General features: G+C 69.1%; 22 protein-coding genes. 10 read left to right on the forward strand and 12 right to left on the reverse strand.

Annotated elements, in window-relative coordinates:
* Positions 1-3: 3 nt before the first annotated feature.
* Genes ACKOB8_RS11975 through ACKOB8_RS11985 form a run of 3 tightly spaced genes read right to left on the reverse strand, consistent with a single transcriptional unit; the run spans position 4 to position 2,137 of the window.
* Complete coding sequence (locus ACKOB8_RS11975) at positions 4-762, reverse strand: enoyl-CoA hydratase/isomerase family protein (RefSeq protein ID WP_526377469.1); 759 nt, start codon at positions 760-762, stop codon at positions 4-6.
* Positions 763-771: 9 nt separating this feature from the next.
* On the reverse strand, positions 772-1,482 hold the full coding sequence (locus tag ACKOB8_RS11980; protein ID WP_526377471.1) for an EthD domain-containing protein: 711 nt from the start codon (positions 1,480-1,482) through the stop codon (positions 772-774).
* A gap of 31 nt (positions 1,483-1,513) precedes the next feature.
* A complete protein-coding gene (locus ACKOB8_RS11985; protein WP_526377473.1) occupies positions 1,514-2,137 on the reverse strand; it encodes a PaaI family thioesterase in 624 nt (207 codons plus the stop codon).
* 66 nt (positions 2,138-2,203) lie between these two features.
* On the opposite strand from ACKOB8_RS11985, the gene ACKOB8_RS11990 reads away from it, so the two are divergent.
* The 4 genes from ACKOB8_RS11990 to ACKOB8_RS12005 all read left to right on the forward strand — a co-directional run bounded on the left by ACKOB8_RS11990 (position 2,204) and on the right by ACKOB8_RS12005 (position 8,511).
* Positions 2,204-3,505 carry an alpha-amylase family protein gene (locus tag ACKOB8_RS11990; protein ID WP_526377475.1) on the forward strand — a complete coding sequence of 434 codons (1,302 nt, stop codon included), beginning with the start codon at positions 2,204-2,206 and terminating at the stop codon, positions 3,503-3,505.
* Positions 3,506-3,620: 115 nt separating this feature from the next.
* Positions 3,621-5,858: an adenylate/guanylate cyclase domain-containing protein gene (locus ACKOB8_RS11995; RefSeq protein ID WP_526377477.1), complete on the forward strand. Its 2,238-nt coding sequence runs from the start codon at positions 3,621-3,623 to the stop codon at positions 5,856-5,858.
* Positions 5,859-5,868: 10 nt separating this feature from the next.
* Positions 5,869-7,365, forward strand: a complete 1,497-nt coding sequence (locus ACKOB8_RS12000) for a mechanosensitive ion channel domain-containing protein (protein ID WP_526377479.1) — start codon at positions 5,869-5,871, stop codon at positions 7,363-7,365.
* A gap of 165 nt (positions 7,366-7,530) precedes the next feature.
* Positions 7,531-8,511, forward strand: a complete 981-nt coding sequence (locus ACKOB8_RS12005; protein ID WP_526377481.1) for an alpha/beta hydrolase — start codon at positions 7,531-7,533, stop codon at positions 8,509-8,511.
* 55 nt (positions 8,512-8,566) lie between these two features.
* On the opposite strand, the gene ACKOB8_RS12010 is transcribed toward ACKOB8_RS12005, so the two are convergent.
* Genes ACKOB8_RS12010 through ACKOB8_RS12020 form a run of 3 tightly spaced genes read right to left on the reverse strand, consistent with a single transcriptional unit; the run spans position 8,567 to position 13,921 of the window.
* A complete protein-coding gene (locus ACKOB8_RS12010) occupies positions 8,567-10,042 on the reverse strand; it encodes an acetyl-CoA acetyltransferase (protein ID WP_526377563.1) in 1,476 nt (491 codons plus the stop codon).
* Between the two features lie 40 nt (positions 10,043-10,082).
* Positions 10,083-11,519: an aldehyde dehydrogenase gene (locus tag ACKOB8_RS12015; RefSeq protein ID WP_526377483.1), complete on the reverse strand. Its 1,437-nt coding sequence runs from the start codon at positions 11,517-11,519 to the stop codon at positions 10,083-10,085.
* Positions 11,516-13,921 (reverse strand): CaiB/BaiF CoA-transferase family protein, encoded by a 2,406-nt coding sequence (locus tag ACKOB8_RS12020; protein WP_526377485.1) that lies wholly within the window; start codon positions 13,919-13,921, stop codon positions 11,516-11,518. The genes ACKOB8_RS12015 and ACKOB8_RS12020 overlap by 4 nt, the downstream gene beginning before the upstream one ends.
* Before the next feature lie 73 nt (positions 13,922-13,994).
* Between ACKOB8_RS12020 and ACKOB8_RS12025 the strand changes: the two genes are divergently transcribed.
* Complete coding sequence (locus tag ACKOB8_RS12025; protein ID WP_526377487.1) at positions 13,995-14,759, forward strand: CPBP family intramembrane glutamic endopeptidase; 765 nt, start codon at positions 13,995-13,997, stop codon at positions 14,757-14,759.
* On the opposite strand, the gene ACKOB8_RS12030 is transcribed toward ACKOB8_RS12025, so the two are convergent.
* From ACKOB8_RS12030 to ACKOB8_RS12050, 5 genes are all read right to left on the reverse strand, one after another.
* Positions 14,751-15,470, reverse strand: coding sequence for an alpha/beta fold hydrolase (locus ACKOB8_RS12030; protein WP_526377489.1), 720 nt, complete (start codon positions 15,468-15,470; stop codon positions 14,751-14,753). The genes ACKOB8_RS12025 and ACKOB8_RS12030 overlap by 9 nt on opposite strands.
* Positions 15,467-16,489, reverse strand: a complete 1,023-nt coding sequence (locus tag ACKOB8_RS12035) for a zinc-binding alcohol dehydrogenase family protein (protein ID WP_526377491.1) — start codon at positions 16,487-16,489, stop codon at positions 15,467-15,469. The genes ACKOB8_RS12030 and ACKOB8_RS12035 overlap by 4 nt, the downstream gene beginning before the upstream one ends.
* A 31-nt stretch (positions 16,490-16,520) precedes the next feature.
* Positions 16,521-17,342, reverse strand: coding sequence for an APA family fibronectin-binding glycoprotein (locus ACKOB8_RS12040; protein WP_526377493.1), 822 nt, complete (start codon positions 17,340-17,342; stop codon positions 16,521-16,523).
* 63 nt (positions 17,343-17,405) lie between these two features.
* Positions 17,406-18,536 carry a sulfate/molybdate ABC transporter ATP-binding protein gene (locus ACKOB8_RS12045; RefSeq protein WP_526377495.1) on the reverse strand — a complete coding sequence of 377 codons (1,131 nt, stop codon included), beginning with the start codon at positions 18,534-18,536 and terminating at the stop codon, positions 17,406-17,408.
* The gene (locus ACKOB8_RS12050) at positions 18,533-19,339 is read right to left on the reverse strand and encodes an ABC transporter permease (RefSeq protein WP_526377497.1); all 807 of its coding nucleotides are present in this window, start codon (positions 19,337-19,339) and stop codon (positions 18,533-18,535) included. The genes ACKOB8_RS12045 and ACKOB8_RS12050 overlap by 4 nt, the downstream gene beginning before the upstream one ends.
* Positions 19,340-19,414: 75 nt before the next feature.
* Here ACKOB8_RS12050 and ACKOB8_RS12055 point away from each other — a divergent pair, with 75 nt between their 5' ends.
* From ACKOB8_RS12055 to ACKOB8_RS12065, 3 genes are all read left to right on the forward strand, one after another.
* The gene (locus ACKOB8_RS12055; protein WP_526377499.1) at positions 19,415-20,098 is read left to right on the forward strand and encodes an SDR family oxidoreductase; all 684 of its coding nucleotides are present in this window, start codon (positions 19,415-19,417) and stop codon (positions 20,096-20,098) included.
* A gap of 115 nt (positions 20,099-20,213) precedes the next feature.
* Positions 20,214-21,605: a type II NADH:quinone oxidoreductase Ndh gene (ndh, locus tag ACKOB8_RS12060; protein ID WP_526377501.1), complete on the forward strand. Its 1,392-nt coding sequence runs from the start codon at positions 20,214-20,216 to the stop codon at positions 21,603-21,605.
* A gap of 6 nt (positions 21,606-21,611) precedes the next feature.
* Positions 21,612-22,979, forward strand: a complete 1,368-nt coding sequence (locus ACKOB8_RS12065) for a sensor histidine kinase (protein WP_526377503.1) — start codon at positions 21,612-21,614, stop codon at positions 22,977-22,979.
* A gap of 33 nt (positions 22,980-23,012) precedes the next feature.
* Here ACKOB8_RS12065 and ACKOB8_RS12070 read toward each other — a convergent pair whose 3' ends face one another.
* A complete protein-coding gene (locus ACKOB8_RS12070; protein ID WP_526377505.1) occupies positions 23,013-23,420 on the reverse strand; it encodes a PaaI family thioesterase in 408 nt (135 codons plus the stop codon).
* Positions 23,421-23,565: 145 nt separating this feature from the next.
* Here ACKOB8_RS12070 and gnd point away from each other — a divergent pair, with 145 nt between their 5' ends.
* Both gnd and ACKOB8_RS12080 read left to right on the forward strand, forming a co-directional pair.
* Entirely contained in the window at positions 23,566-25,014 is a 1,449-nt protein-coding gene (gnd, locus tag ACKOB8_RS12075; protein ID WP_526377507.1) for an NADP-dependent phosphogluconate dehydrogenase, read from the forward strand.
* Positions 25,015-25,049: 35 nt separating this feature from the next.
* Positions 25,050-26,486 carry a GuaB1 family IMP dehydrogenase-related protein gene (locus tag ACKOB8_RS12080; protein ID WP_526377509.1) on the forward strand — a complete coding sequence of 479 codons (1,437 nt, stop codon included), beginning with the start codon at positions 25,050-25,052 and terminating at the stop codon, positions 26,484-26,486.
* The last annotated feature ends 182 nt before the right edge of the window (positions 26,487-26,668 follow it).

A 26,668-nucleotide genomic window follows, 5' to 3' on the forward strand; every position in this document is an offset into this window, starting at 1 on the left:
CGGTCAGTCCGAGCGTCCCCTGCTGAACTCGGCCAGGGCCTCGGCATTGGCCTGGGCGCCCATCAGTTCAGCGAAGTAGGCGTCTTCTCGCGTGCGGGCGGCGGCGACGTCGGGCCTAGCCGGTTCGGTCATCGACTGCTTGACCGCCATCAGGCTGGCGATCGGCTGGGCGGCAATCACTTCGGCGTGCCGCGTGACCTCCGCGATGAGGTCTTCCGGTTCGCACACCGCGAAGACCAGACCCATGCGCAGCGCCTCGGTGGCGTCGATCCACTGGGAGGAGAGCAGCAGCCAGGCGGCGTTCTGGCGCCCGATCAGTTGCGGCAGCAGGTAGGACGATGCGGCCTCGGGCGCGACGCCCAGGCTGGTGAAGGGGCACTTCAGCCGCGCGGTAGCGGACATGAAGGCCAGGTCGGCGAAGCCCAGTATGGTCGCGCCGAGTCCGACGCCGAGTCCGTTGACGGCGCAGATCAGCGGTTTCGGGAAAGCGCCGAGGGCATCGATAAGCCCGGGAAAGCCGTGACGGCCGGGACGGAAGCCCGGATCGGCGATTCGCGCCTGCATCTCGGCCAGATCCTGGCCCGCGCTGAACGCCCGGCCGGCCCCGGTGATCACCACCGCCGCGACCCCGGGATCATCGGCCGCCGCGGTGAGGCCATCGGTGGTCGCGTCGTAGAGGGCTTCATTGAAGGCATTCAGCGCCTCGGGCCGATTCAGGGTGAGCGTGCGGACCCGATTCTCGTCGCCGACGATCAATGTCACGGCCCCAGCCTATCGAGGACGGTGGGTGAAGGGATCACGCATGACATATCGTCCGGTGGGTACGGTGTCGACATTGACGTTGGCGCCGAAAGCGGACGTGCTGGCGATCATCTGCGACAGCCGGTCCTGCAGGTCGGCGTCGTCGGAGGCGCCGAAGAACGCGTGCAGGCTGCGGACCGCCTCGATCGGGAACAGTTCCTCGACGATCGCCGACACCGCGGGTGCGTCAGGAGTCAATGCACGCACCACGTGGTTCTGCACATAGCCGAAGGTCGCCTGGGTCGCGATGGCCACCGGGGTGTGGTCGTGCAGCCACCGGCGCGCCCAGGTGGCCTCGTCAAGCTCGTCCGGCCGGCGCAACATCGCGACGTTGGCCAGCCCGTCGGCCCGCTGCCCGGGAGGAGAAGCGGGCGGGGGCATCGGAGCGGACTCGGTCACCAAGTAGGCGGCGAGCTGTTCGGCCATCGGCCTGAGCAGATCGAGCGCCGCCCGGACCGCATCGCCGTAGTGCTGTTGAGACCACAGGGTGATGAAACCCTGCACCGCGGGGTCGAGGGTGGTCAATGTCATCACCGCGTCGCGCACGGGGGCGTCCCGGACGTTCAGCGTGACTCCGGGCAGGCCGAGGTCGAGCAGCGACTCGCTGATCGGGCCGATCATCTGCCCGACCCAGGGGTCGTCGGTGTCGGCGGCGCGCAGGGCGACGATCACCTTTTCCATGTGCCTCCCAAGGTCTGCGCAAGCAGGTTGCTCACTCGCGCAACCACCGCGGTGTGATGAACACGCCCTCGGCCTCGACCGTGATGCCCTCGTCGTCGTGGACGCTACCGGTGCAGAACGTCTTCACCCCGTCGGTGCGGGTGCGGACAGCCTCGGCGTGCAGTCGGCCCAGTCGGGTCGCGCGCAGATAGCGCACGGTGATGCTGCCGGTGAACCGCGGCTTGCGGTCGGGGCTGGCGGCTTCGCCGAGCAGGTGGTCGAGGATCAACGCCGACACCCCACCGTGAACGTGGCCGGGTGGACCCTCGTAGGCCGCACCGAGATCAAAGTCCGCCCACACCCGACCGGACTCGTCGCGGTGGGTCACCACCGGCGGGGCCAGTGCGTTGCGGATTCCGACGACCGCGTTGCCCCAGCTGATACTCTCCCCCGTCCTGGTGGTGCGCACACCGAAGGATCCGCTGAGCTGACGCTCACGCAACCGTTCTACGGCGGCGTCCACGTCGCGTTTCACCCCGGCGACAACCTCCGGCCCCACTTCGCTGCGAATCACGGCGTCGACGAGCGCGCGAACCGACTCCGCGAGCGGCTCGTAGGTCGCCCGCAGTCGGGCGACGTCCTCCCACGACCAGTCCTCGACGGTGAACTCCAGCATCCCTGAACTAGAACACGGTGCCGTTGCCGGTGTCTATCCGCGTCCCCGGCTGCGTACAGTGCGGTCATGCCGGACTGGGTGCGCCACGCGATCTGGTGGCACGTCTACCCCCTGGGCTTCGTCGGCGCGTTCCCCGGCGAGAACCCCCCCGGTGCGGACGAACATCGGCTGAGTCGCATCGTCGAGTGGTTTGACCACGCCATCCGGCTGGGCGCTTCGGGTGTTGCCATGGGTCCGGTGTTCGCTTCCCGGACCCATGGCTATGACACCACCGACCATTTCCGCATCGACCCCCGACTGGGCGACGAAGGGGACTTCGACCGGCTTGTCGCCGAGGCCCGCCGCCGTGGCCTTCGGATCCTGCTGGACGGGGTGTTCAACCACGTCGGCACCGAGTTCGGCCAGTACCGGCGTGCTGTCGAGGACGGTGACGCTGCCGCTGCCGCGTGGTTTCGCGGCCGCCCCGGCCGGTTCCGGACGTTCGAGGGTCACGGTGATCTGATCGCCCTCAACCACCGCAACCCGGCCGTGGCCGACTACACCGTCGAGGTGATGCGGCACTGGCTCGACCGCGGTGCCGACGGATGGCGACTCGACGCCGCCTACGCCGTTCCCGCAACCTTCTGGCGGCAGGTGCTGCCCCGGGTCCGGCAGACTCATCCCGAGGCGTGGTTCGTCGCCGAGGTGATCCACGGGGACTATTGCGGATTCATCGACGACTCCGGGGCGGACTCGCTCACCCAATACGAGCTGTGGAAAGCCGTGTGGAGCAGCCTCAACGACGGTAACTTCCACGAACTGGACTGGGCCTTGCAGCGTCACAACGGGTTCTTGGAGTCCTTCGTGCCGCAGACCTTCATCGGCAATCACGACGTGACCCGAATCGCCAGCCGCCTGCACCGAGCCGAGCATGTCGCACTGGCGATGGTCATCCTCTTCACCACCGGTGGGGTGCCCATGGTTTACGCGGGCGACGAGTTCGGCTGCGAAGCGATCAAGGAGGACCGCGCCGGCGGTGACGATGCCGTGCGTCCGGAGTTCGGCGCACCCCCGGGCGAATCGGACCCTGGGCCGCAGATACTGGACCTTTACCGCTTTCTGATCGGACTGCGCCGCCGCCACCCCTGGCTGCATGAGGCGCGTACCAGCGCGGTCCGCCTGGACAAGCGCTGCTACGCGTACGAGACGCGGTGTGGAGACGACGCCCTGCTGGTGGCGCTCAACACCGAGGAGACGCCCGTCGCCCTCGCGGTGGAAAGCCGAGGCCGGCCGGCGCAGGTGCTGGCCGGAACCGGTGCGCCGCCACAGCAGACGCTCGGCGGCGAGATTGTCGTGGCGCCCCACGGTTGGCTGATCCTGCGCCTCTGAGCCACGGCCGTCCACCGCTGGCCAGGTGCCTGCGAAATGCTGCAGATGAGGCCGGTTGGTCGCGCCGGACAAGCTACCCTCGGCGTGACCCGATTTCGCGGCAGGAAAGGTCTCTATGCCGACACCGCCCGCCCCCGGCAAGCACGGAGGGCATGCGACCGCCGAGCTCATGCAGCGCAAGTCGCCGCTGTGGCGGGTACTGTCGCGGATCAGCATCCAGTCCAAGCTGATGTTCATGCTGCTGGCGATGGCGGTCCTGGCGACCGCGATCATCGGCACCATCGGCGTCGTCTCCGGGCGTACCTCGCTGCGAGCCGCGGTATTCGACCGGCTCACCGCCGCGCGTGAGGCGCAGGCCCGTGTTCTGGACTTGGGGCTGGCCGACATCATGGGAACTGTGCAGCTCTATGCGAGCGGCGAGTCCGCGGTGATGGCCCTTACGGCATTCAGCGGTGGTTTCGACCAGCTCGCCGATAAGACGATCAACCCGGCCCAGCAGCGTTCGATCGCTGACTTCTACACCGCGAGTTTCGGCGGCGGCGATAATGGCAACCTCGACGTCGACGCTCTCCTGCCCACGTCCAACGCCGCCAAATATCTGCAGGCCTACTACACCGCGCCGTTTGCCGACCACACCCAGGCGGTCCGCGTCAACGACCCCGGCGACGGCAGCGGGTGGTCGGCTGCCAATGCCCGCTACGACGAATTTCTCCAAGAGGTCGTCGTCCGCAAGACCGTCAGCGGCCAAGACCTTCGCTTGATCGACCTGCAGGACGTTCTGCTCATCAATGCTCGCGGCGATGTCGTCTACACCGCCCGCAAAGGAGCGGATCTCGGCACCAACATCTTCACCGGCCCGTACCGGGGCCAAGGCTACCTGCCCGAGGCATTTCGTAGGGCGATGGCCTCCAACGACACCGACTATGTCGTCAGCACCGACTTCGCGGAGTACTTACCCGCGGGCAAACCCACTGCGTGGATGGTGGCGCCGATCGGCCCGCCCGGCAGACCTATCGGGGTAATCGCGATCGCCTACCCGATCAGCGCGATCAATTTCCTGATGACCGCTGAGAAGCAGTGGGAGAAGGCCGGCATGGGCCGTACCGGCGAAACTTTTTTGGTAGGTCCCGACGATCTCATGCGCTCGGACTCGCGACTGTTCCTGGAGGACCCAGAGGCCTACCGGCGCGACGTCGTCGCGGCGGGCACACCGGCTGAAGTTGCTGACCGGGCGATTCGGGAGGGCACGACCGTGCTCGTGCAGCCGATCGATACCAGCGTGACCCAAGCTGCGGACCGCGGGGAGGCCGGCACCACGATCAGCACCGATTACCTGGGCCGACGAGCGCTCATTGCCTACGCGCCGGCCCTGCTTCATCGAGGTGCGGACGACAACACTGTTGTGCGCGACGTGGCAGGGCACTGGAACATCATTGCCCTGATCGATGCCGATGAGGCCTTCGCGCCGGAGCGCAACTTCGCCAAGAGGCTGGTCCAGGCCACCGTGACGTTGGTGTTCGTGGCGTGCCTCGCGGCGATGCTGTGGTCACGGCTGTTCGTCCGCCCCATCCGGACCCTGGAAAAAGGGGCGCAGCAGATCAGCACGGGCAACTACGACATCGCCTTGCCGGTGGAGTCGGGAGACGAATTCGGCGACCTGACCTCAGCGTTCAACGAGATGAGCCGGAACCTGTCGATCAAAGACGCGCTCCTTGAGGAGCAGCGCAGGCAAAACGATGAACTCCTGCGTTCGCTGATGCCCGAATCGGTTGTCGAACGGTATCGCGAGGGCCATGAGGTGATCGCGCAGGAACATCAGGACGCAGCGGTCATTTTCGCCGAACTCGTCGGACTCGAGGAGTTGACGGCCGAATTGCCCCCGGAGGAATCCGTCTCGGTCATCAACAAACTCGTGCGGCAATTCGACGCGGCGGCCGAAAGCCTGGGCGTCGAGAGGGTCCGCAGTACCCACAACGGCTACCTGGCCAGCTGTGGGCTCACCGTACCCCGACTGGACAACATCCGTCGCACCGTCGAGTTCGCCATCGAAATGCAGCACATCATTGATCGATTCAACTGCGAGGGCGACTACCACTTGGATCTCCGGGCCGGTATCGACTGCGGAACGGTGACCAGTGGTCTGGTGGGCCGGGCCGGCCTGGTGTACGACCTGTGGGGGGCCGCGGTTCGGCTTGCGGCGAATATGCGCAACAGCTCCGCCGACGTCGGGATCTATGTCAGCGACGAGGTGTACCAGGCCACCCGCGATTCTCAGAGCTACGTGCCAGCGGCAACCATTGAACTTGCAGACCGGACCGAGCAGATATGGCGGCTTGTCGAGGATCAGCAGTGAGGAGCGCACGATGAGTTCGGTGTTGACCGCACCCTGGTTTTACTGGTCGATCATCATCGCGGTCGCCCTCCCGGTGACGCTGATCGCGCTGACCGAAGTGGAGCACAAACTGACCCGCCGCGGAAGTTTCCGGGCCCGTCCGGTGCGACTGCTGCGGCTCTACATCGTGCCGCTGGGTGCTGTCCTAGTGATGCTGGTCAAGAGCGCGAACTACTCGGTAGAGGCCACTGGCTTCCGGATCCTGTACACGGTTTTCGGATTCCTGGTGCTGGTGATGGCGCTCTCCGGACTCAACGCCACAGTTTTCGCCGGCGCGCCGTCGGGCAGTTGGCGCCGAAGGATGCCGTCGATCTTCATTGACGTCGCCCGATTCGCGATCATCGCCGTCGGGCTTGCGCTGATTCTGGCCTATATCTGGGGCGCCAATGTCGGTGGACTCTTTACCGCACTCGGCGTCAGTTCGATCGTGTTGGGCTTGACCCTGCAGAATTCAGTGGGTCAGATCATTTCCGGTCTGCTGTTGCTTTTCGAGCAGCCCTTCCAGTTCGGGGACTGGGTGGAGACCCCGGCGGCGCGCGGACGCGTCGTCGAGGTGAACTGGCGTGCCACCCACATCGATACCGGGTCGGGCCTGGAGATCATCCCGAACTCAGTGCTGGCCGGTCAGGCGTTCACCAATCTGAGCCGTCCGGCTGACAGCCACACCATCTCGGTGAATGCGACATTCGGTGGTGGTGATCCGCCCGATGAGGTGTGTGCGCTGTTGATTGCGACCGCGGAGAATCTCCCTCATCTGCGCCCGGGTTCCCAAGCGGCGGTCACGATCAACTCCAGCACCGGATACACGATCAACATCCCTGTCCGCTCACCTGCCGATGACGGCGCTGTGCGGTCTGTCTTTCAGCGGTGGCTCTGGTATGCCGCACGACGGGCAGGGTTGCACCTGGACGGAATCGCCGACGACTTCGATACCGCAGTGCATCGCATCGCCGCGCTCCGGAAAGTCGCGCCGGCACTGCGGGTCAGCACGACCGATATGGAAGCGCTGCTGCCAAAGGTCCGGGTGATCCGGTACGGCGATCAGGAGATGATGCAGAAGGTCGGCGAAATACCCGACCGGATGATTTTCGTCGTCAGAGGCCAGGCCCGCCTTGTTGTCCCCGGCGAGAAAGGTGCTGCGGTCCCCGTTTCGACCCTGCACGAGGGGGATTTCATCGGCCAGACAGCCCTGATTCGCGAGGCGGTCATCGCCAGTGCTTACGCAATCGGCGAAGTGACGGCTCTGCAGCTGAATCGGGAAACCGTGGAGCGACTGCTGCTCGGCAGACCCGAACTCCTGCAAGACCTCAGCCAGACAATCGAGGAACGCCGCGCCCGGGCCAAGGCGGCGATCGCCAGGGCTCTCGCGGTCGACGTGGACCCCGAAGCGAACCCCGAGTCCGATTTCGGCTCTGATCGGGCTGGCGGGATTTCCCCGAACGCAGCGGTGAACTCCGCCGCGTCCTGAGGTCTTCGGCCGGGAACGACCGCGTGATCGGATCGTTGTCCAACCGCGACTTGGCACACCGCTGCGCGTACCCATCACCAGTCACGACGGGTGTTTCACTACCCAGGCACGGCAATTAATGCCGACAGACGAAAGGTGATGGGAGTCCCGATGAAGATCCGCGAGATGATACGAAGCCCGTGGCGCCGAGCGGCAGCAGTGTTCGCCGCCGCGCTGTGCCTGCCAGGGCTGGTCGGAGCGGTCGGCGGTTCCGCGACCGCCGCAGCCTTCTCCAGGCCAGGACTGCCGGTGCTGTACCTGGACGTGCCGTCGCCCTCGATGGGCCGCAACATCCGGATCCAGTTCCAAGGTGGCGGACCGCACGCCGTGTTCCTGCTTGACGGCCTGCGCGCCCAAGAGGATTACAGCGGTTGGGACATCAACACCCCGGCCTTCGAATGGTTTCTGAACTCGGGTCTGTCGACGGTGATGCCGGTCGGCGGTCAGTCCAGCTTCTACACCGACTGGTATCAGCCCTCTCAGGGCAATGGTCAGAACTTCACCTACAAGTGGGAGACGTTCATGAACCAGGAGCTGCCGGCCTACCTGCAGGCAAACCACGGCATCGACCCGAACGGCAACGCTGTGGTCGGGATGTCGATGTCGGGCAGCTCGGCGCTGACGTATGCGATCTACTACCCGCAGAAGTACATCTACGCATCGTCGCTGTCGGGATTCCTCAACCCCTCCGAGGGGTGGTGGCCGATGCTGATCGGCCTGGCGATGAACGACGCCGGCGGGTACAACGCCCAGAGCATGTGGGGGCCGTCCTCCGATCCGGCCTGGCGGCGCAATGATCCGATGGTCAACATCAACCAGCTGGTGGCCAACAACACCCGGTTGTGGATCTACTGCGGCACCGGTACGCCCTCGGACCTGGACACCTCCGGCGGCGGTGGCAACCTGATGGCCGCCCAGTTCCTGGAAGGCTTCACGTTGCGCACGAACAAGACGTTCATGGACAACTACCTGGCAGCCGGTGGCCGTAACGCGGTATTCAACTTCCCGACGAACGGAACCCACAGCTGGGGCTACTGGGGCTCCCAGTTGCAGCAGATGATCCCCGATATGCAACGGGTGCTCGGCGCTACCCCATCCGGCGCCTGAGCCCCGCCAAACAGCAGGCCTGCCGCTCCCCCAAGGCGGCAGGCCTGCTGTCTGTTCAGTCGCCGTGGGGCAGGGTTGCCGTCCCGTCTGCGGCCACCGTGATCCGGGCGCCCGCGATGTCGGCGGTGGCGATCTCGGCGGCGGCAGCCGGGTCGGTGATGACGGCCAGGGTGCGCGCGCCGTCGGGTGTTCGAACGGTCAGAAACGTCTTCTCCGGGCGGCCCTCCCGGTCGAACGGTGTGGTCCACGACTCCACCGTGCCGACGCCGTCCCACTGCGCCGGTGCTTTGCAGGTCGGCTCGCGGTCGACGGCGGGTTGGACATCCTCCCATCGGAACCCTTCGGACGGGGGCGTCGTGGAGTACACCCCGAAGCTGTGCTTGGTCAGATACCCGCCGTTGGCGGTGATCAGTCCGCGGCCGGGCGTACGGCGCAGCAGTTCGGCCATCGTCGCGATGGAGTGCATCACGTAGTTGTTCCACGGCCCGCCGGCGAAGGTCAGCCCTCCGGTGACGGTCAGCGGCCGGCTCGGGTCATCCAGCGGAAGGCCCAGTTCCCGGGCGGCTATCTGCACCGCTGATGGGAAACAGGAGTACACGTCGACGTAGTCGAGTTCGTCGACTCCGGTCCCGGCCAATTCCAGCACCCGTCGCCCGCCGATGCCGATGGCAGGCGATCGGTGCAGGGCGTGGCGCTCGGCAATCGAGTAGGTGTCGTACGCCTCGGTGCCCGCGTGCGGAAAGATCCACAGCTCCCGGGGGATCTGCAGGTACGTTGCGCGCTCCACCGAGCAGATGATCACCGCCGCGGCCTGGTCGACCATGTTGTTGGAGTTCATCAGTTTCGGATACGGCCAACTGATCATCCGGTTGTCCGGTCCGGGCTGCCAGATCTGATCGGCGGACAACCCCTCGCGGTTCCACGCGTGCGGATTGGCGGCCGCGACCGCGCTGAACCGGGCCCACAGGTGCCCGATCCGGCGGCGGTGTTCATCCTGGGACTCGCCCTCGGCGATGCGCAGGGCCTGCTCGAACAGGGGGTAGACGAAGGACGGCCGGTCCAGTCCGATGCGGTCCTCGGCCGGTCCCGACATCGGTACCGCGTCCTCCGCACCCGGCGGGATCGCCACGGACTCGTCCTGGCGGGTCCAGTCCGGCCGTATCCCCCGGGCCCGCAACCGCATCCGGGTCCGCCATGTCTCAGCACCGGCAAGCAGCGCGACGGACACCTGGCCCCGCTCGATGTCACGGCAGGTCTGGTTGAGCAGCGACTGCGGAGTGTTGCCGCCGATTCCGGTGTAGCGGGTCCTCGCGCTGGGCGCGCCGATGCGCCCGGCGAGCAGCAGTCCCGGGTCTCGGTAGCGCCAGGAGAGCAGATTGACGACACGGATGGAGTCCACCGCGGCCAGCACCCTGGGGTCGGCCGCCTCGCGGGCGGCGGCGGCCATCAGATCGACGGGCTCGACATCGGGTGTCTCGTCGAACTGGTTGACCTGACCCACCCCGACGAGCACCGGTGTGCGCGGATCCAGGCTTGTCACAGGGTCCCTTTCACGTGGCCGGGTCGGCGTGTCAGGGCGGGCCGACCCGGTAAATGGATTTCAGTTCGAAGAACTCCGCCAGTCCCTCCGGTCCGAGTTCCCGGCCCAACCCGCTCGCCTTGACGCCGCCGAACGGCGCATTGATGTCGAGTTGGTAGTCGTTCACCCCGATCGTCCCGGTTCTGATCTCACGCGCGACCTCGGTGGCCCGTTCGGCGTCAGCCGACCAGACCGAGCCGGCCAACCCGAACTCGCTGTCGTTGGCCAGCGCGACGGCCTGGTCATCGCCGTCGTAGGGAATGACGGCCAGCACCGGACCGAAGATCTCCTCCTGGGCGATGCGGTCGGAGTTGTCGACATCGGCGAATACGGTTGGCGAGACGAACCACCCGCGCGGCTGATTACGCGGCACGCCGCCGCCGACGACGAGTTTCGCCCCGCTGCTTTTCCCGGATTCGATGTAGCCCAGCACCCGCTCGCGCTGGCGGGCGCTGACCACCGGACCGATGTCGGTCGCGGTGTCCAGCGGGTCACCCACCGCGAACCCGTTGACCAAGTCGGCGAGAGCGTCGATGACCTCGCCGTAGCGGGAGCGTGGCGCGAGGATGCGCGAACCCAGAAAGCAGGTCTGGCCGTTGTTGATGAACGACACCGACCGCAGGCCCTTCATCGTCGCGCCAAGATCGGCGTCGTCGAGAATGATCGCGGCCGATTTGCCGCCGAGTTCCAGGGTCACCGGCCGCAGCAGCCGGCCGCACACCTCGCCGATGATCCGCCCGGCCGCGGTCGACCCGGTGAAGCTCACCTTGTCCACGCCCGGGTGGGAGACGAGGTGCGCTCCCGCGGTGATTCCCCCGGGCACGATGTTGAGCACCCCGGCCGGTATTCCGCATTCCTGGGCAGCCTCGGCGAACACCAGCGCATCCAGTGCGGTCTCGGGTGCCGCTTTGAGCACGACCGTGCAGCCGGCGGCCAGCGCCGGAGCCAGCTTGAAGGCGGCCAGCGCCTGCGGGTAGTTCCACGGCACGATGGCCGCGACGACCCCCACCGGCTCGCGACGCACGATCGTGTGCCCGGTGCCGCTGGGCCGGATCTCCTCGATCGTCGTGGTCGTGATCAGCTTCGCGTAGTAGGTCAGAAGCGCTGCGGGGAAGGCACCGTTCGCGCCGCGGGACAGCGACATCGGCATGCCGTTCTCCCGGGTGACCAACTGATCGGTGCTCCGGGCGCGCTGATGCAGCGCGGCCGCGAAGCCCTTGAGTAGCGCGGCCCGATGATCGGGTGACGTGGACCGCCAACCAGGCAGGGCTGCCTGAGCCGCGGCGACGGCGGCGTCCACGTCGCGTTCGGTGGCGCTGGCTCCCTCGCCGAGCAGGTCGCCGGTCGCGGCCTCCCAGACCGGCTCGGTCTGATCGGCGGCGCGGAACTCGCCGTCGATGAACAGCTGCGCGGCAGGGACGACGGTCATGGTGTGGCTCCTTGGCTGGCGGTGTCGGCGGTGGCGAACAACACATTCTCGGCGATCAGGTGTTCGATGTCAGGCGGGTCGAGTTCCAAGACGTCGCGACAGATCTGCCGGGTGTCGGCGCCGGGAAGGGGCGCCGCGCGTTGCGGGGCCGGCGGGATGTTGCGGAACACTGCGGTCCTGGCCTCCGCGGGCAGGCCCACCTCAAGGCACGGGTGGTGCATCTCGGTCAGCAGGCCCCGCTCGCGCAGTTGCGGGTCGGCGAGGATGTCGTCGGCACGGTTCATCGGACCGGCCGGCACCCCGGCCTCCTGCAGTCGCGCGGCGACCTCAGCGGGGCTGCGGTGGCGCGCCCACCCGGCCAGAGCGCCGGCCAGTCCGGCCTCGCTGCCGGCCGTGGCCGGCTCCCCGATCACCCGGCTCGCGGCATGACGCTCGGCCCGTGACGTCAGCGACACCACGCACCATTCGTCATCGTCAGTGCCATCTCCGCAACCGGCGCAGCGCAGCACGAGATGCTCGGCGTCGTCCTCGCGGACATTGTCGGGATGCTCAGCGGCCAGTGCGGCGTAGCGCACGTCGAGCTGATTGACGACGGCCTCGGCCTGCGAGACGTGCACGCGGGCGCCCTGGTTGCAGCGGCGCCGCCGGATCAGCCCGGCCAGAGCACCGATAGCGGTGATCCGGCCCACGACATGGTCGGGGAAGATCGTCGTCGCATCGTAGAAGGAGTGCCTGCCGCAGTCGCCCGCCGCGTCGCGCGATGTCCACAGCCGGGTCACGCCGGTGGCGGAGCGGACCAGCGGACCGTATCCCATCTGGGTGCTCCACGGCCCGCTGTCACCGAAGGCACTGCTCTCGGCGAGCACCAGCTGCGGGTTGAGCTCGTGCAGCCGCTGGTAGGAAAACCCCAGTGCGGCAAGGGTTCCCGGCTTGAAGTTGGCGAACACGGCATCGGCGACAGTCACCAGGCGCTCGAAGATCGCCGCGCCGGCCGGGGTCCGCAGTTCCACTCCCAGACCCAGGTGGTTGCGGTGGGCGCGGACGAAGGATTCGCTGATCGCCTGGCCCTCGCGGGTCTGGCGCAGGCCGTCCGGGTAGGCGGCGCTCTCGATTTTGATGACCTCTGCGCCCAGGTCGCCGAACAGCCGGCTGACCTCGCCGCCGGCGACGATGACCCCCAGATCGAGGATCCGGATGCCCTCGAACGGCAGCCCCCCGGTGGGCCCGGTGGGCGGCGGGTCGAATCGTGCGTCCCGCCAGACGGGTGCGCTGCTGCCCAGCGCGGGTGCGGGGGTCCGGTAGCCGGCTCGGGCGCCGTCGATCACCCAGTACCCCGCCGGCGCGCGGGTGGTCACCCCCGGTGACACCTGGATCGCGGTCAGGGCGCCGACGGTCCGGAGATGCTCGGAATCGACGGCCTCGGCAGGGGTGAGCACTGCCGCGACGGGAACGCCGTGCCGTTGTCCCTCGCTGACCAGATCCGCCATGTTCCGGTCGGCGAACAATGCGGCCATCAGCGGGCCGAGTTCGCCGAAGGCCCGCACCCGGGCGGCGATGGTGTCGAACTGCGGGTCCTGAAACCGCGCCGGCTCGCCGAGCCAGGCCCGCATCCCGTGCCATTGGCGCGGCGAGAGCACGCACAGCCGCACGTACCCGTCGCGGCAGCGGAAGATCGGATAGAGGTCCTGGTTCTTGGGGCGTCCGCGCCACCGTTCCCGGCGGTTGCGGGCGGTCGCGGCCTGACCCTGAGTGCCGAACGGCGGATCGAGGGCCAGCACCACCGCATCGAAGCGGGCGAAGTCGATGAAGTCCCCCACTCCGGTGCGCAGCCGGTTGAAATAGGCGACCAGCACCGCCCACGCCGCCTGCACCGCCGCGGTGGCCGAGGCGATGCCCTCGGGCGGCAGCACCGGGGTGCCGGTGGTCGGCCCGGACCTCGACAGCGCGGTGGACATCGCGTAGAGCACCGGGTCAGTGGCGCGCCACGAGGACCGTGCGCCCCGTGCCCCGAAGTCGGTGACCGCGATCGCGACCAGGTGTCCGAACCTGTCGGCCAATTCCTCGCAGGGGCTGCCGTAGGCGGCGGCCTGCCCGGGACGTCCGCTGTCGACGAGGATGTCGGCCTCGGCGACCAGAGCCAGGAGCCGTTGCCGGTCGGCGGCGTCGTGCGGGTCGAGCACCGCCGCTCTTTTGTTGGCGTTGTGCAGAGCGAACGCCAGGCCGGCACCGCCCAGGGCGGGCTGGGCCGTCCGGCCCGCGTTGCCGGCCGGGGGCTCGATCTTGAGGACGTCGGCTCCCAGGTCGGCCAGCAGCCGTGAGGTCAGGTCGGCGTCGCCGGCGGACAGATCCAGCACCCGCAGTCCGGCCAGCAGCCCAGGGGGCTGGGGCTTGATCTCGGTCACAACGGCGCCTCCGGGTCCGCCGCCAGCCTAGTAGGGCGGCCCATGGCTAACCCGCCGGTATCATGGGAGGCACATGTCTGAGAGCAGCGCGGTGGCCGCGCAGCCTTTCGCTGCGCTGGCTCCGCTGAAAATGATGAACCGCGCCGGGGTCTACCTCGACGTGGCCGTGGTCGTCGCGGTGCTGGTGATCACGAATCTGGTGGCCCATTTCACCACCCCGTGGGCCAACATCGCGATCGTTCCGGCTGCGGCCGCCGGCCTGGTGCTGCTGGTCCGGGCGCGGGGCTTGAGCTGGGCCGAGCTGGGGCTGGGACGTGAGCACTGGCGGTCCGGCGCCCGGTATGCGCTGGCGGCGGCAGGCCTGGTGCTGACGGTGATCGCAGTCGGCATCCTGCTGCCGTGGACGCGGCCGATGTTCCTCAACAACCACTACGCCACGGTCTCCGGGGCCGTGATCGCCTCGCTCGTCGTCATTCCGCTGCAGACCGTGATTCCCGAGGAGTTGGCGTTCCGCGGCGTCCTGCACGGCGCGCTGGATCGGGCCTGGGGCTTTCGCGGGGTCGCCGCGGCCGGGTCGCTGCTCTTCGGATTGTGGCACGTGGCGTCCTCGCTGGGACTGACCGCCGGCAATGTCGGGTTGACCCGGGTTTTCGGCGGAGGTGCGCTCGGCGTGCTGGCCGGCGTGGCCGGGGCGGTGATCGCCACCGCCGCGGCCGGTTTCGTCTTCACCTGGCTGCGCCGCCGCAGCGGCAGTCTGCTCGCGCCGATCGCGCTGCACTGGTCGCTCAACGGCATGGGTGCGCTGGCCGCCGCCCTGGTGTGGCAGTTGTCAGCCTGACGCCGCCGCCTCCTCGAGAATCTGCGCCGTCTGCCCCGGTTCGGTCAGCATCATGTCGTGGCCGGTGGCGATGCGCCGCATCGTCCAGCCCTCGTTCCGGGCCCGCGCGACGGACTGCGCCAGGGCGGGCAGGGCCGGCGCGGTGTGTTCGATGTAGGTGCGCGCCAACCGTTTCAGCGGCGCGGGATCGAAGTCCACGACGCCGCGGGAGAACACGAGCGAGAAGTCGGTGAGTTTTCGCCGGAGCTGCGCAACGACGGTGGGGTCGGTGACACCCCAGCGGGCGATCAGCGCGTCGTGCACCGGGATTCGCCAGCCGTCGCCCTGTTCGGCCGCGAGCCGGAGGAACAATTCCCGTGACGACTCCGGTTCCACGTCGAAATTGCTTTCCCCCGGGTGCTGCAGGAAGGCTCCGGCCAGGACAACCGACCTCAGGCGCCCCGAGAGCCGTTGTGCCAGCGGCCCCGCCAGGCCTCCGGCATAGGAATGCAGTACCAGACACACTTCATCGAGATCTTCGTAGCCGATCACGTTGACGACGTCGTCGATATGCGTATCGACGGTGACCTGCGGGGTCAGTAGGTGGATCCGCTCACCTTGCCCGGTGAGGGTGGGAGTGGCCACCACGTGACCGCGCGATCGGAGCAGCCCGGCAACGGCCGCCCAGCACCAGCCGCCGTGCATCGCGCCGTGGACCAGGACGAAGCTCACGGCAGCAGCACCGCCGCTCCGGCGATCCGCCCCTCGGCCAGGTCGGTGAGAGCTCGGTCGGCCTGCGTCAGCGGGTAGCGCGGCGCGGTGACGTCGATGCGATGCCGCCCGGCGAAGGCGAGAAACTCGCTGGCGTCCGCGCGCGTATTGGACGTGACCGAGCGGATCTGCCGCTCCTGGAACAGGTGGCGCTGATAGTTCAGTACGGGGATGTCGCTGAGGTGAATCCCGGCGATGGCCAGCGTGCCACCGCGGTCGAGCGCCTCGAGGGCCGGAAGCACCAGCTCCCCCGCCGGGGCGAAGAGAATCGCCGCGTCCAGAGCGACCGGGGGCGGGTCGGCGGGTCCCTGCGCCGAGGCCGCGCCCAGGTGCAGCGCCAGCGCACGGGCGTGGGCACCCCGGGTCATCACGTGCACCTCGGCGCCCATCGCCAGCGCGACCTGTGCGGTGATGTGGGCGCTGCCGCCGAAGCCGTACAGGCCCAGCCGCCCGCCGGGGGGAAGCTCCGCCCGCACCAGTGAGCGATAGCCGATGATGCCCGCGCACAGCAGCGGTGCAAGTTCACTGTCGCTGTACCCCTGGGGCAGGTGGTGGGCGAAGTCGGCGGGCACGGTGGCGAAGTCGGCGTAACCGCCGTCGGCGTCCCAGCCGGTGTAGCGCGACTGCGGGCAGAGGTTCTCCCGGCCGTGCCGGCAGTAGCCGCACCGGCCGCAGGTGTGGCGCAGCCACGCGATACCGACCCGGTCGCCCACCGCGAAGCGGGCCGGGCCGGCGGCAGCATTCTGCCCGGCCGACACCACCTCGCCGACTACCTCGTGACCGGGAACAACCGCGGGCCGGTGCACCGCCAGGTCGCCCTCGGCGACATGCAGATCGGTGCGGCACACTCCGCACGCGCGCACGGCGACGAGGATCTCGCCGGGACCGGGTTCGGGCACCGCGGCGCGGTCGTCGAACTCCAGCGGGCCGCTGCGCATCGGGCCGGGCCGACGGACCCGCCAGGCCCGCATCGTCGCCATCCCGGGTCGTTGACCGGCGAGCCGACGTCGCCTAGGTGGTGGGCGCCGTGCCAGGCGGCGGGGGCGCGTAGGGCCGGATCGACTCGGCCAGCCCTTTGGCGGCCACCGGGTCGACCGGGTCCTTGGAGGTGCCCAGCCACACCACGAACCAGCGCTCGTTGCGCTGCTCGCGCGGCGCATCGGGCCCCGTCGAGCCCACCACCCCGGCCCAGATCTGGCCGTTGGGCTTGGTGGTGTCGGTGAACTTGACCTCGTAGGACGAGGCGAAGCCGGGCAAGCCCCCGGCTTGCAGCGGGGTTGTCTGCTGGTTGATCCGGGTCCCGGGGAAGGGCATGAAGAACTCCCCCATGTCCGAGGCCAGTCGCACCGCGGCCTTGCTGTTGTCGGCCTCCGCGCCTGCGAACAGCCTCAGGTCCAGCCGCCCCAGCAGGATGCTGGTGTCGTTCGCCGTCGGTGCCGGCTGGCCACCGAGGACCGGCCCGGCCTGCTTGAGCAGCAGTGCCTGCCCGTAACTCAGCCGCGACGGGTCGGCCACCTCCCAACCGGCCGGCAGGACGTAGCTGAAGCCGCCGGCGGCGTTGTCGACGCGTCCCTGCTCCGGCAGCGGCGGGGCGACCGGGCCCGCCACCGGTGGCGGTGCGTTGGGGTCTGCCGGCGGCGGCGGGGCCGCCGGCGGCGGCGGAGCGTTGGGGTCCGCCGGGGGTGGCGCGGTGGTGGTCGGCGGCGGCACGGGATCGGCGCTCGCCGAATGCGGCGGCAGGGCGACCGTGACGGCGCTCACCGCGGCCGCTGCCGCGGCTGCCAGCGCCAACCACGGAGCCCGGCGCGGGAATCTCGGATCCGGCTGGGTCATGGCGAGAAACCTACCGTGTTACAGCCGTGACGCAAGTGTGCGGTTGGACGTGTCTGCCGGGGATCAAGGCTCCCGCCTCGTACTGACGGCGGATGTCCTCGCGGCGGCGTGCAGCGCCACCTCCTGGGCTTTGACGCTGAACCAGACCTCGTCGCCCACCGCCAGAGTGAGGTGGGCCACAGCCTCCGGGGTGATGTCGGCGGCCGGGCCGGGCGCCCCGTCGGCCGCCGGGTCGGTGTGCACCCGGACCGCCGGGCCGATCACCTCCAACCCGGAAATCCGCACCCGCACGCTGTTGCGCGGGCTTCCGTCCGGCCGGACCCGGTACACCGCGACCGCGGCGGGAGCGAACACGGCCACGGCCTGCTGTCCCGGCGTGAGCGGCTCGGAGGGCACCCCCCGCCACAGCGCCGTCGCGCTGCGCACCGCCGCCGGTTCGGCGACCACGCCCCGCACCAGGTTGACTCCGGCGAAGCGCGCGCCGAACCGGCTGCGTGGAGCGGTGAGCACGGCTGTCGTGGGGCCCGCCTCGGCAACGCGACCGGCCTCGAGGACGAGCACCCGGTCGGCCAGCGCGAGCACGTCGAGCAGGTCGTGGGTGATCAGCAGGGTCGCCCGCGACCCCGCCGCCGCCGTCACCTCGCGCAGCACCGCTCGCGTCGATGCCGCGGCTGCGACGTCGAGACCGGCCAGCGGCTCGTCGAGCACCATCACCTCCGGCTCGGTGGCCAGCGCCCGCGCGAGCGCGACCCGCTGAGCCTGACCGCCCGAGAGCTGATCCGGTCGGCGCGACGCCAGGTCGGCCACCCCGACCTCGGCCAGCCACCGCGCCGCCGCGTCCCTGGCGTCCCGTCGACGGGCTCGCCGCCGCGCGGCGAACGCGACATTGCCCAGCACGCTCAGGTGCGGGAACAGCAGCGGATCCCCAAGCAGCAAGCCGACCCGGCGGCGATGGGGCGCCACCTGTACGCCGCGGTCGGTGTCGGTCAGGGTGTGCCCGCCCACCCGCACCAGCGCCCGATCCGCGGCGAGCAGGCCGGCAATCACCGCCGCGACCGTGGATTTGCCCGCCCCGTTGGGACCGACGAGGGCGAGCACCTCACCGGAGCCGACGGTGAACTGCGCCTGCAGCCCGCGGTCGGCCACGGTGGCCGAGACGAACAGCTCCCCGGTACTCAGCGCCCCGGTACTCAACGGGCCGCCCGGCCGGTCAGCCGACGCGCACCCAGGCCGCCCACGATCACCGCCGCGACGACGACCAAAAGCATCGACAGCGCCAGCGCAGCGGCCGGGTCGCCCTCCCGATCCAGGTAGATCTGTAGCGGCAGGGTCCGGGTGACGCCCTGCCGGGAGCCGGCGAAGGTCAGCGTCGCGCCGAACTCGCCGATCGCCCGGGCGAAGGCCAGCACGGTGCCGGCGAGCAGGCCCGGACCCAGCAGCGGCAGGGTGACCCGCCACCACACTGTCGCGGGCCGCGCCCCCAGCGTCGCGGCGATCATGTCGTAGTCCGCGCCCGCGGTGCGGGCGGCGCCCTCCAGCGAGATGACCAGAAACGGCAGTGAGACGAACGCCTGGGCCAGTACGACGGCGGTGGTGGTGAACGCGATACGCACCCCGGCCGCCTCGAGGTAGTGGCCCAGTATTCCGAGCCGGCCGAATACGTAGAGCAGAGCCAGCCCGCCCACGACGGGCGGCAGCACCAGAGGCAGCAGAACCATCGTGCGAAGCACCCCGGTGAGTCCGCCGCGATGCCGGGCCAGAACCAGCGCCAGCGGCACGCCGAGCACCAGGCACAGCAGCGTGCTGGCAGTCGCGGTGCGCAGGCTCAGCAGCAGAGCATCCCGCGCTGTGGGACTACTGATCAGCGCGCCGAAGCGTGGCCAGTCGACTTTGACGGCCAACGCCAGCAGGGGCAGCGCCACCAGCACCACACCGCCCGCGGCGGGCAGATAGACCCATCGCGGCAGGGCCGCCCGTGGCGCAGGGATCGGCCTCATGGCTTATCACCCTAGGTCCGCCGATCCCCGTAATTGGTGTTGAGTAACCTGTGCCCGACACCCGGGAGGTCGCTGATGGACGTGCTGGTCACCGGCGCGGACGGGGAACTGGGCCGACAGGTCGCGCACGACTTCCGCACCGCCGGGCATCGCGTGGTGCTCAGCGGTAGCCGTCGCACCGATCTCGAGGTCCTGGCCAAGGAACTCGGTGACACCACCGCTGACGCCGCAGACTCCGCTGACGTGATCGTCTGCGACGGCACCGACGCCGCCGAACTCGCCGCCGCCCGTGCCCGCTTCCCCCAGCACCTCGACGCGCTCGTGGTGATCCCCCCCGCCGGCCCCGCCGCCGGGCCGGGCCTGGCCGGGGTCGCCTCAGAGTGGCGCGGCGCCTTCGACCGCACGCTGTTGGCGGCGGTGCTCATCGTGCACGCGGTCGGCGAGAACCTGCGTTCGGGCGGGTCGATCGTGGTCTGCGCCGAAGGCGGCGGGCAGGACGGACCGCAGGCCGCCGTCAAAGCCGCCCTGGCCGCCTGGACCGCTGGGCAGGCCGGTCATTTCGGCTCCCGGGGTGTCACGATCAACGCGATCTCCTGCGGCCGCAGCGCGGAGCCCGGGTATCCGGGACTGTCCGCGGCACCGCCGCCGCCGGCGGTCGAACTGTCCCGGCTGGCGCTGCTGTTGACCACGCCCGCGGCGCGGCGCATCACCGGACAGCTGTTGCACGCGGGACGGGGTGCGGCTCCCGCGCTGAGCTGATCAGGCCGTCCACCGTGCTCGGCCGGTGGGCAGGTGAACGGCTACCGTTGAGGGCAGCCGTTGACCGTCAGCGGCGGGCCGCTGATCGTGATCGGGCCGTGTGTGAGGAGCCAGCATGAGCCATCCCGGCGCGACGCCATCGGATCGGCACAGGGTCGTCATCATCGGCTCCGGCTTCGGTGGACTGGCGGCCGCCAAGAAACTCAAGCGGGCCGACGTCGACATCAAGATGATCGCCAAGACGACCCACCACCTGTTTCAGCCGTTGCTGTACCAGGTCGCCACCGGCATCATCTCGGAGGGCGAGATCGCCCCGCTGACCCGGGTGATCCTGCGTAAGCAGAAGAACTGCCAGGTCCTGCTCGGCGAGGTCACCACCATCGATCTCCGGCGCCGGACCGTCGACTCGATCCTGCTGGGCCACACCTACCAGACGCCCTACGACACGCTGATCGTCGCCGCCGGGGCCGGGCAGTCCTACTTCGGTCACGACGAATTCGCCGAGTGGGCACCCGGAATGAAGACCATCGACGACGCGCTGGAACTCCGCGGACGCATCCTGGGGGCCTTCGAGCAGGCCGAGCGTTCCAGCGACCCGGAACGCCGGGCCAAACTGCTGACCTTCGTCGTGGTCGGTGCGGGTCCGACCGGGGTGGAGATGGCCGGCCAGATCGCCGAACTGGCCGACCACACCCTGCACGGCACCTTCCGGCACATCGACTCCACCAAGGCGAGGGTGGTCCTGCTCGACGCCGCGGAATCGGTGTTGCCGACGATGGGCGCGAAACTCGGCGGCAAGGCGGCGTCGCGGCTGGCGAAACTCGGCGTCGAGGTGCAACTCGGCGCGATGGTCACCGATGTCGATCGCAACGGCATCACCGTCAAGCGCAAGGACGGCAGCCATGACCGCATCGAGTGCGCGACCAAGGTCTGGTCGGCGGGTGTGTCCGCCAGCCCACTCGGCGCGATCATCGCCGCGCAGTCCGGCACGGAACTGGACCGGGCGGGCCGGGTTAAGGTCCTTCCCGACCTGACGGTCCCGGGCCACCCCCACGTCTTCGTCATCGGCGACATGGCATCCGTCGACGGCGTACCCGGCCAGGCGCAGGGTGCCATTCAGGGTGCGCGCTACGTCGCGCGGCTGATCAAAGCCGAACTGCGCGGCGCCGATGCCGCCACCCGTGAGCCGTTCGAGTACTTCGACAAGGGCTCGATGGCGACAGTGTCGCGTTACTCGGCGGTCGCCCAGGTGGGTCCGCTGGAGTTCGGCGGGTACTTCGCCTGGCTGGCGTGGTTGTTCCTGCACCTGGTGTATTTGATCGGCTTCAAGGCACGGATCACCACCGCGTTCTCGTGGCTGACGACGTTCATCGGGAGCCATCGGGGTCAGCTCACCATCACCGAGCAGCAGGCCTATGCGCGGACCCGCATCGAGCAGCTCGAAGAGATCGCCGCGGCGGCCGAGGAGACCGAACTCGAGGCCGAGACCGGTGTCGGGGCATCCTGAGGTGACATGGCCGCGGCGGTGAAACCCAAGGAACTGGTCTACCGCGTATTGCAGCGACTGCCGGTTCGGATGCTCTCGCTGCGGGCGATCGTGATCGTGGCCGCGCTGTCGGTGGTGATCCTGGTTCTCACGCTGGGTACCTGGGTGTGGGTCGGCGTCACCAACGACCAGTACAGCCAGTTGGACAGGCGACTGGACTCGGTCAGCAGTCTGGGCGACTTCAGCACCCTGCTGTCCGGTCCGCCCGCCCCCGGGACACCCAGCCCGGACGGCAACCTGGTGCGTACGGTGCGGGTGGGTTCGATGGCGGTGTCCGTGCCGCCCGGCGTGGTGCTGCCCAGCCTGTCCGACGGCTACGCGAACACGACCATCGACGGGGTGGAGTACCGGGTCCGGACGTTCACGGTCGGGGGGGCCTCGATCGCGCTGGGCGCGCCACTGGCCGAAACCCAGCGCCGCATCCACGAACTCCATCTGCGCGTGCTGCTCATCTGCGGCGGCGTGATCATCGGCACGGTGCTGGTCGGCTGGTTCTTCGCGCTGATCATGATCGATCCGTTCCGGCTGCTCGCCCAGCAGGCCCGGGCCATCAACGCCCAGTCCAAGCCCGACGAGGTTCAGGTCCGCGGGGTCAGCGAGGCGGTGGAGATCGGCGAGGCGGTCGAGGGGATGTTGGCACGCATCGGTGACGAGCAGGCCCGCACCCGCGCAGCTCTAGAAGCCGCCCGGGACTTCGCGGCGGTTGCCTCCCACGAGTTGCGCACGCCCATGACTGCGATGCGGACCAACCTCGAAGTGCTCTCCACCCTCGACCTGGGGGCCGAGCAGCGCAAGGAGGTCATCGGCGACACCATGCGCACCCAGAGCCGCATCGAGGCAACCCTGACCGCCCTGGAACGCCTGGCGCAGGGCGAACTGACCACCGCCGACGATTTCGTTCCCTTCGACGTCACCGAACTGCTCGACCGCGCCGCCCACGACGCTGAGCGGACCTACCCCGACCTCGCCGTCTCGCTGGTGCCCTCGCCGGCGGTGCTGATGGTCGGGCTTCCCGTCGGACTGCGGCTGGTGATCGACAACGCCATCGCCAACGCCGTCAAACACGGCGGCGCGACGCAGGTCCGCCTCGCCGCGATCAGTTCGTCCGCGGGAGTCGAGGTCACCGTGGAGGACAACGGAAGCGGTGTTCCCGAGGAGGAGCGCGCCCAGGTCTTCGAGAGATTCTCCCGGGGCTCCACCGCATCGCGCTCGGGCTCCGGACTGGGGCTGGCTCTGGTCGCGCAGCAGGCCGAGTTGCACGGCGGCACCGCATCGTTGGGCACCAGTGATCTGGGCGGAGCGAAACTCGTGTTGCGACTAACCGGGCGGGACTGAGTAGCGCGGCAAGTCGGTCCGAGTCGGTTCTAGTCAGTCGGGCCGGAGGTTCTGTAACCGCACCTGCCCCCGGGCGACCAGGCGCTGCCGGTCGTCGCGAATCGTCACCAGCCACAACTGCTGAAGCCGGCCGCGGTGGACCGGTTCGGATGCACCGAACACGGTGCCCTCGGTGACGGCCCGCAGAAAGTCGGTGTTGTTGTTGACACCGACCACGTTGCCGCCACCGTGTGCGGACAGCCACACGTGGGCCGAGACACTGGCCAGTGACTCCACCACCGAGCACCAGACCCCGCCGTGCACGATGCCCATCGGCTGCAGGAGTGTCGGCTTGACCTCAAGTTGCGCCTTGATGCCGTCCGGTGAGACCTCGGTGTAGACCAGCCCGAGTTCGGCGTCGAAGGGGGCGGACAGTTCCGGGGCCTGGGACTGTGGTTCCACGCAGTCGTGTCTACACGCCAACTCACCCGCGCGCCCGCCCGGGGGTATCGGTCCGGCCACACCGGCGCCAGGCAGCCGGGACCACGAGTACCCTGCTGTGCGACCGGCCACCGCGGCCGACCGCGCACTCCCCGAAAGGCGCCCGATGAGCTCGCAGGCACCACTCGCGCAGATCGGAGTCACCGGCCTGGCGGTGATGGGATCGAACATCGCCCGTAACTTCGCCCGATACGGCTACACCGTCGCGCTGCACAACCGCAGCGTCGCCAAGACCGACGCGCTGCTCGCCGAGCACGGGCACGAAGGCAGATTCGTCCGGTCGGAGACCGTCGCCGAGTTTCTCGCCGCGCTGGAAAAGCCGCGCCGCGTGCTGATCATGGTGAAGGCCGGTGAGGCCACCGACGCGGTCATCAACGAACTCGCCGACGCGATGGAACCCGGCGACATCATCATCGACGGCGGAAACGCGCTCTACACCGACACCATCCGCCGCGAGAGGGCGATGCGGGAGCGCGGCCTGCACTTCGTCGGGGCCGGCATCTCCGGCGGTGAGGAGGGTGCGCTCAACGGACCCTCGATCATGCCCGGCGGGCCGGTCGAGTCCTACCACTCGCTGGGACCGCTGCTGGAGGAGATCTCCGCACACGTCGACGGCGTGCCCTGCTGTACCCACATCGGACCGGACGGGGCGGGACACTTCGTCAAGATGGTGCACAACGGCATCGAGTACTCCGACATGCAACTCATCGGCGAGGCGTATCAACTGCTGCGCGATGGACTTGGCCTCACCGCACCCCAGATCGCCGACGTTTTCACCCGCTGGAACGCCGGCGAGTTGGACAGCTTCCTGGTCGAGATCACCGCGGAGGTGCTGCGCCAGATCGACGCCAAGACCTCGACGCCGCTGGTTGACGTCATCGTCGACGAAGCCGAGCAGAAAGGCACCGGCCGCTGGACGGTGAAGTCCGCCCTGGACCTCGGTGTCCCGGTCACCGGCATCGCCGAGGCGGTGTTCGCCCGCGCACTGTCCGGGTCGGTTCCGCAGCGCCGTGCCGCCCTCGGGCTCGCCTCCGGTGCGCTGAGCGAACTCGTCTCGGACCCCGAGCAATTCATCGAGGACGTCCGCCAGGCGCTCTACGCCTCCAAGATCATCGCCTACGCGCAGGGGTTCAATCAGATCCAGGCAGGTTCGCTGGAATACGACTGGGCCGTCAGTCCCGGCGATCTGGCCACCATCTGGCGCGGAGGCTGCATCATTCGGGCGAAGTTCCTCAATCGCATCAAGGAAGCCTTCGACGCCGACCCCGATCTGCCGACGCTGATCGCCGCCCCCTACTTCCGCGACGCCGTCGAGGCGGCCGTCGACGGCTGGCGCCGGGTGGTCGTGGCGGCTACCGAGCGCGGTATCCCCATCCCGGGATTCGCCTCGGCGCTGTCCTACTACGACGCGCTGCGCACGCCGAGGCTTCCCGCGGCGTTGACCCAGGGTCTGCGGGATTTCTTCGGCGCCCACACCTACGGACGGATCGACGCCGACCCCGAGGCCCGGTTTCACACCCTGTGGAGCGGGGATCGCTCCGAGGTGCGCATCTAGGCCGGGGTTCGGCCTCGCCCCACTAGGCTTTCGGTGTGCGCTTCATCGACGGTCACCGGCCGACGACCGACCTCACCTACGACGACGTGTTCATCGTGCCCGGCCGCTCCGACGTCGGCTCGCGATTCGACGTCGACCTGTCCACCGGCGACGGCTCGGGAACCACGATCCCGGTGGTCGTCGCCAACATGACCGCGGTCGCCGGCCGGCGGATGGCCGAGACGGTGGCCCGCCGCGGCGGCCTCGTGGTCCTGCCGCAGGACCTGCCGATCGCCGCTGTCCGCCAAACGGTGCAGTTCGTCAAGAGCCGAGATCTGGTCGCTGACACTCCCGTCACGCTGGCACCGGAGGATTCGGTGTCCGATGCCGTCGCGCTGATCCACAAACGGGCACACCGGGTCGTCGTGGCCGTGGACGGCGGACGTCCGGTCGGGCTGGTGACCGAACCGGCGACCGCCGGAGTGGATCGCTTCGCCCGCATTCGCGATGTCGCGGTGACCGACTTCGTGACCGCTCCCCTGCACACTGATCCCCGGCAGGTCTTCGACCTGCTCGAGCACGCCCCGGTCGACGTGGCCGTCCTCACCTACGACGACGGTTCGCTGGCGGGCGTGCTGACGCGCATCGGTGCGGTGCGCGCCGGAATCTACTCCCCCGCGGTCGACGCCGGCCGAAGACTGCGCGTCGCGGCCGCGGTCGGGATCAACGGGGACGTCGCCGACAAGGCCCGCGCCCTGGCCGACGCCGGAGTGGACCTTCTGGTCGTGGACACCGCCCACGGCCACCAGCTGCGGATGCTGGACGCGCTCAAAGCCGTTTCGGCTGCCGATCTGGGCATCCCACTGGCGGCCGGGAATGTGGTGTCCGCCGAGGGAACGCACGAACTGATCCGCGCCGGTGCCTCCATCGTCAAGGTCGGTGTCGGACCCGGTGCCATGTGCACCACCCGGATGATGACCGGCGTCGGCCGCCCGCAGTTCACCGCGGTACTCGAATGCGCAAGCGCGGCGCGCGAGCTGGGTGCCCATGTGTGGGCAGACGGCGGAATCCGCAGTCCGCGCGATGTCGCACTGGCGCTGGCCGCCGGCGCGTCCAACGTGATGATCGGGTCCTGGTTCGCGGGCACCTACGAGTCACCGGGTGAGTTGATGTTCGACCGCGACGGCCAGCCGTACAAGGAAAGTTTCGGCATGGCGTCGAAGCGGGCCGTCGCGGCCCGCACCGCCGGTGAGGGCCCCTACGACCGCGCCCGCAAGGCACTCTTCGAGGAGGGCATCTCGACCTCTCGGATGGCCCTGGACCCGGTACGCGGCGGCGTCGAGGATCTACTCGACCACATCACCGCCGGGGTGCGCAGCACCTGCACCTACGTCGGTGCGGCAACCCTCGATGAGCTCTACGAACGGGCCCTGGTGGGAATCCAGTCCCCCGCCGGATTCGCCGAGGGGCACCCGCTTCCCACCGGCTGGTGACCCCGGCCGGATAGCATGGGGATTCCAGAGTCCGAACCCGAGCGGACCCGAGCGGAGAGGTGCCGTGTGCCGCAGGCCCCCGAGGAATCCTGCTGCGGGCTCGTCGCCGCCGGGGTCGGTTCCGAGCCGGACAGCGAGCCCCTTTCTAGGCAGCCGGGCCATCAGCCCGGCGAGCATCAGAG

The organism is Mycobacterium sp. (assembly GCF_046091765.1).
Classification (GTDB): domain Bacteria; phylum Actinomycetota; class Actinomycetes; order Mycobacteriales; family Mycobacteriaceae; genus Mycobacterium.

Bases quoted from the DNA above. Each gene is read 5' to 3' on its own strand.
- ACKOB8_RS11980 (WP_526377471.1), bottom strand. From the start codon at position 1,482: ATGGAAAAGGTGATCGTCGCCCTGCGCGCCGCCGACACCGACGACCCC.
- ACKOB8_RS11985 (WP_526377473.1), bottom strand. From the start codon at position 2,137: ATGCTGGAGTTCACCGTCGAGGACTGGTCGTGGGAGGACGTCGCCCGA.
- ACKOB8_RS11990 (WP_526377475.1), top strand. From the start codon at position 2,204: ATGCCGGACTGGGTGCGCCACGCGATCTGGTGGCACGTCTACCCCCTG.
- ACKOB8_RS11995 (WP_526377477.1), top strand. From the start codon at position 3,621: ATGCCGACACCGCCCGCCCCCGGCAAGCACGGAGGGCATGCGACCGCC.
- ACKOB8_RS12000 (WP_526377479.1), top strand. From the start codon at position 5,869: ATGAGTTCGGTGTTGACCGCACCCTGGTTTTACTGGTCGATCATCATC.
- ACKOB8_RS12005 (WP_526377481.1), top strand. From the start codon at position 7,531: ATGATACGAAGCCCGTGGCGCCGAGCGGCAGCAGTGTTCGCCGCCGCG.
- ACKOB8_RS12015 (WP_526377483.1), bottom strand. From the start codon at position 11,519: ATGACCGTCGTCCCTGCCGCGCAGCTGTTCATCGACGGCGAGTTCCGC.
- ACKOB8_RS12025 (WP_526377487.1), top strand. From the start codon at position 13,995: ATGTCTGAGAGCAGCGCGGTGGCCGCGCAGCCTTTCGCTGCGCTGGCT.
- ACKOB8_RS12035 (WP_526377491.1), bottom strand. From the start codon at position 16,489: ATGGCGACGATGCGGGCCTGGCGGGTCCGTCGGCCCGGCCCGATGCGC.
- ACKOB8_RS12040 (WP_526377493.1), bottom strand. From the start codon at position 17,342: ATGACCCAGCCGGATCCGAGATTCCCGCGCCGGGCTCCGTGGTTGGCG.
- ACKOB8_RS12050 (WP_526377497.1), bottom strand. From the start codon at position 19,339: ATGAGGCCGATCCCTGCGCCACGGGCGGCCCTGCCGCGATGGGTCTAT.
- ACKOB8_RS12055 (WP_526377499.1), top strand. From the start codon at position 19,415: ATGGACGTGCTGGTCACCGGCGCGGACGGGGAACTGGGCCGACAGGTC.
- ndh (WP_526377501.1), top strand. From the start codon at position 20,214: ATGAGCCATCCCGGCGCGACGCCATCGGATCGGCACAGGGTCGTCATC.
- ACKOB8_RS12065 (WP_526377503.1), top strand. From the start codon at position 21,612: ATGGCCGCGGCGGTGAAACCCAAGGAACTGGTCTACCGCGTATTGCAG.
- gnd (WP_526377507.1), top strand. From the start codon at position 23,566: ATGAGCTCGCAGGCACCACTCGCGCAGATCGGAGTCACCGGCCTGGCG.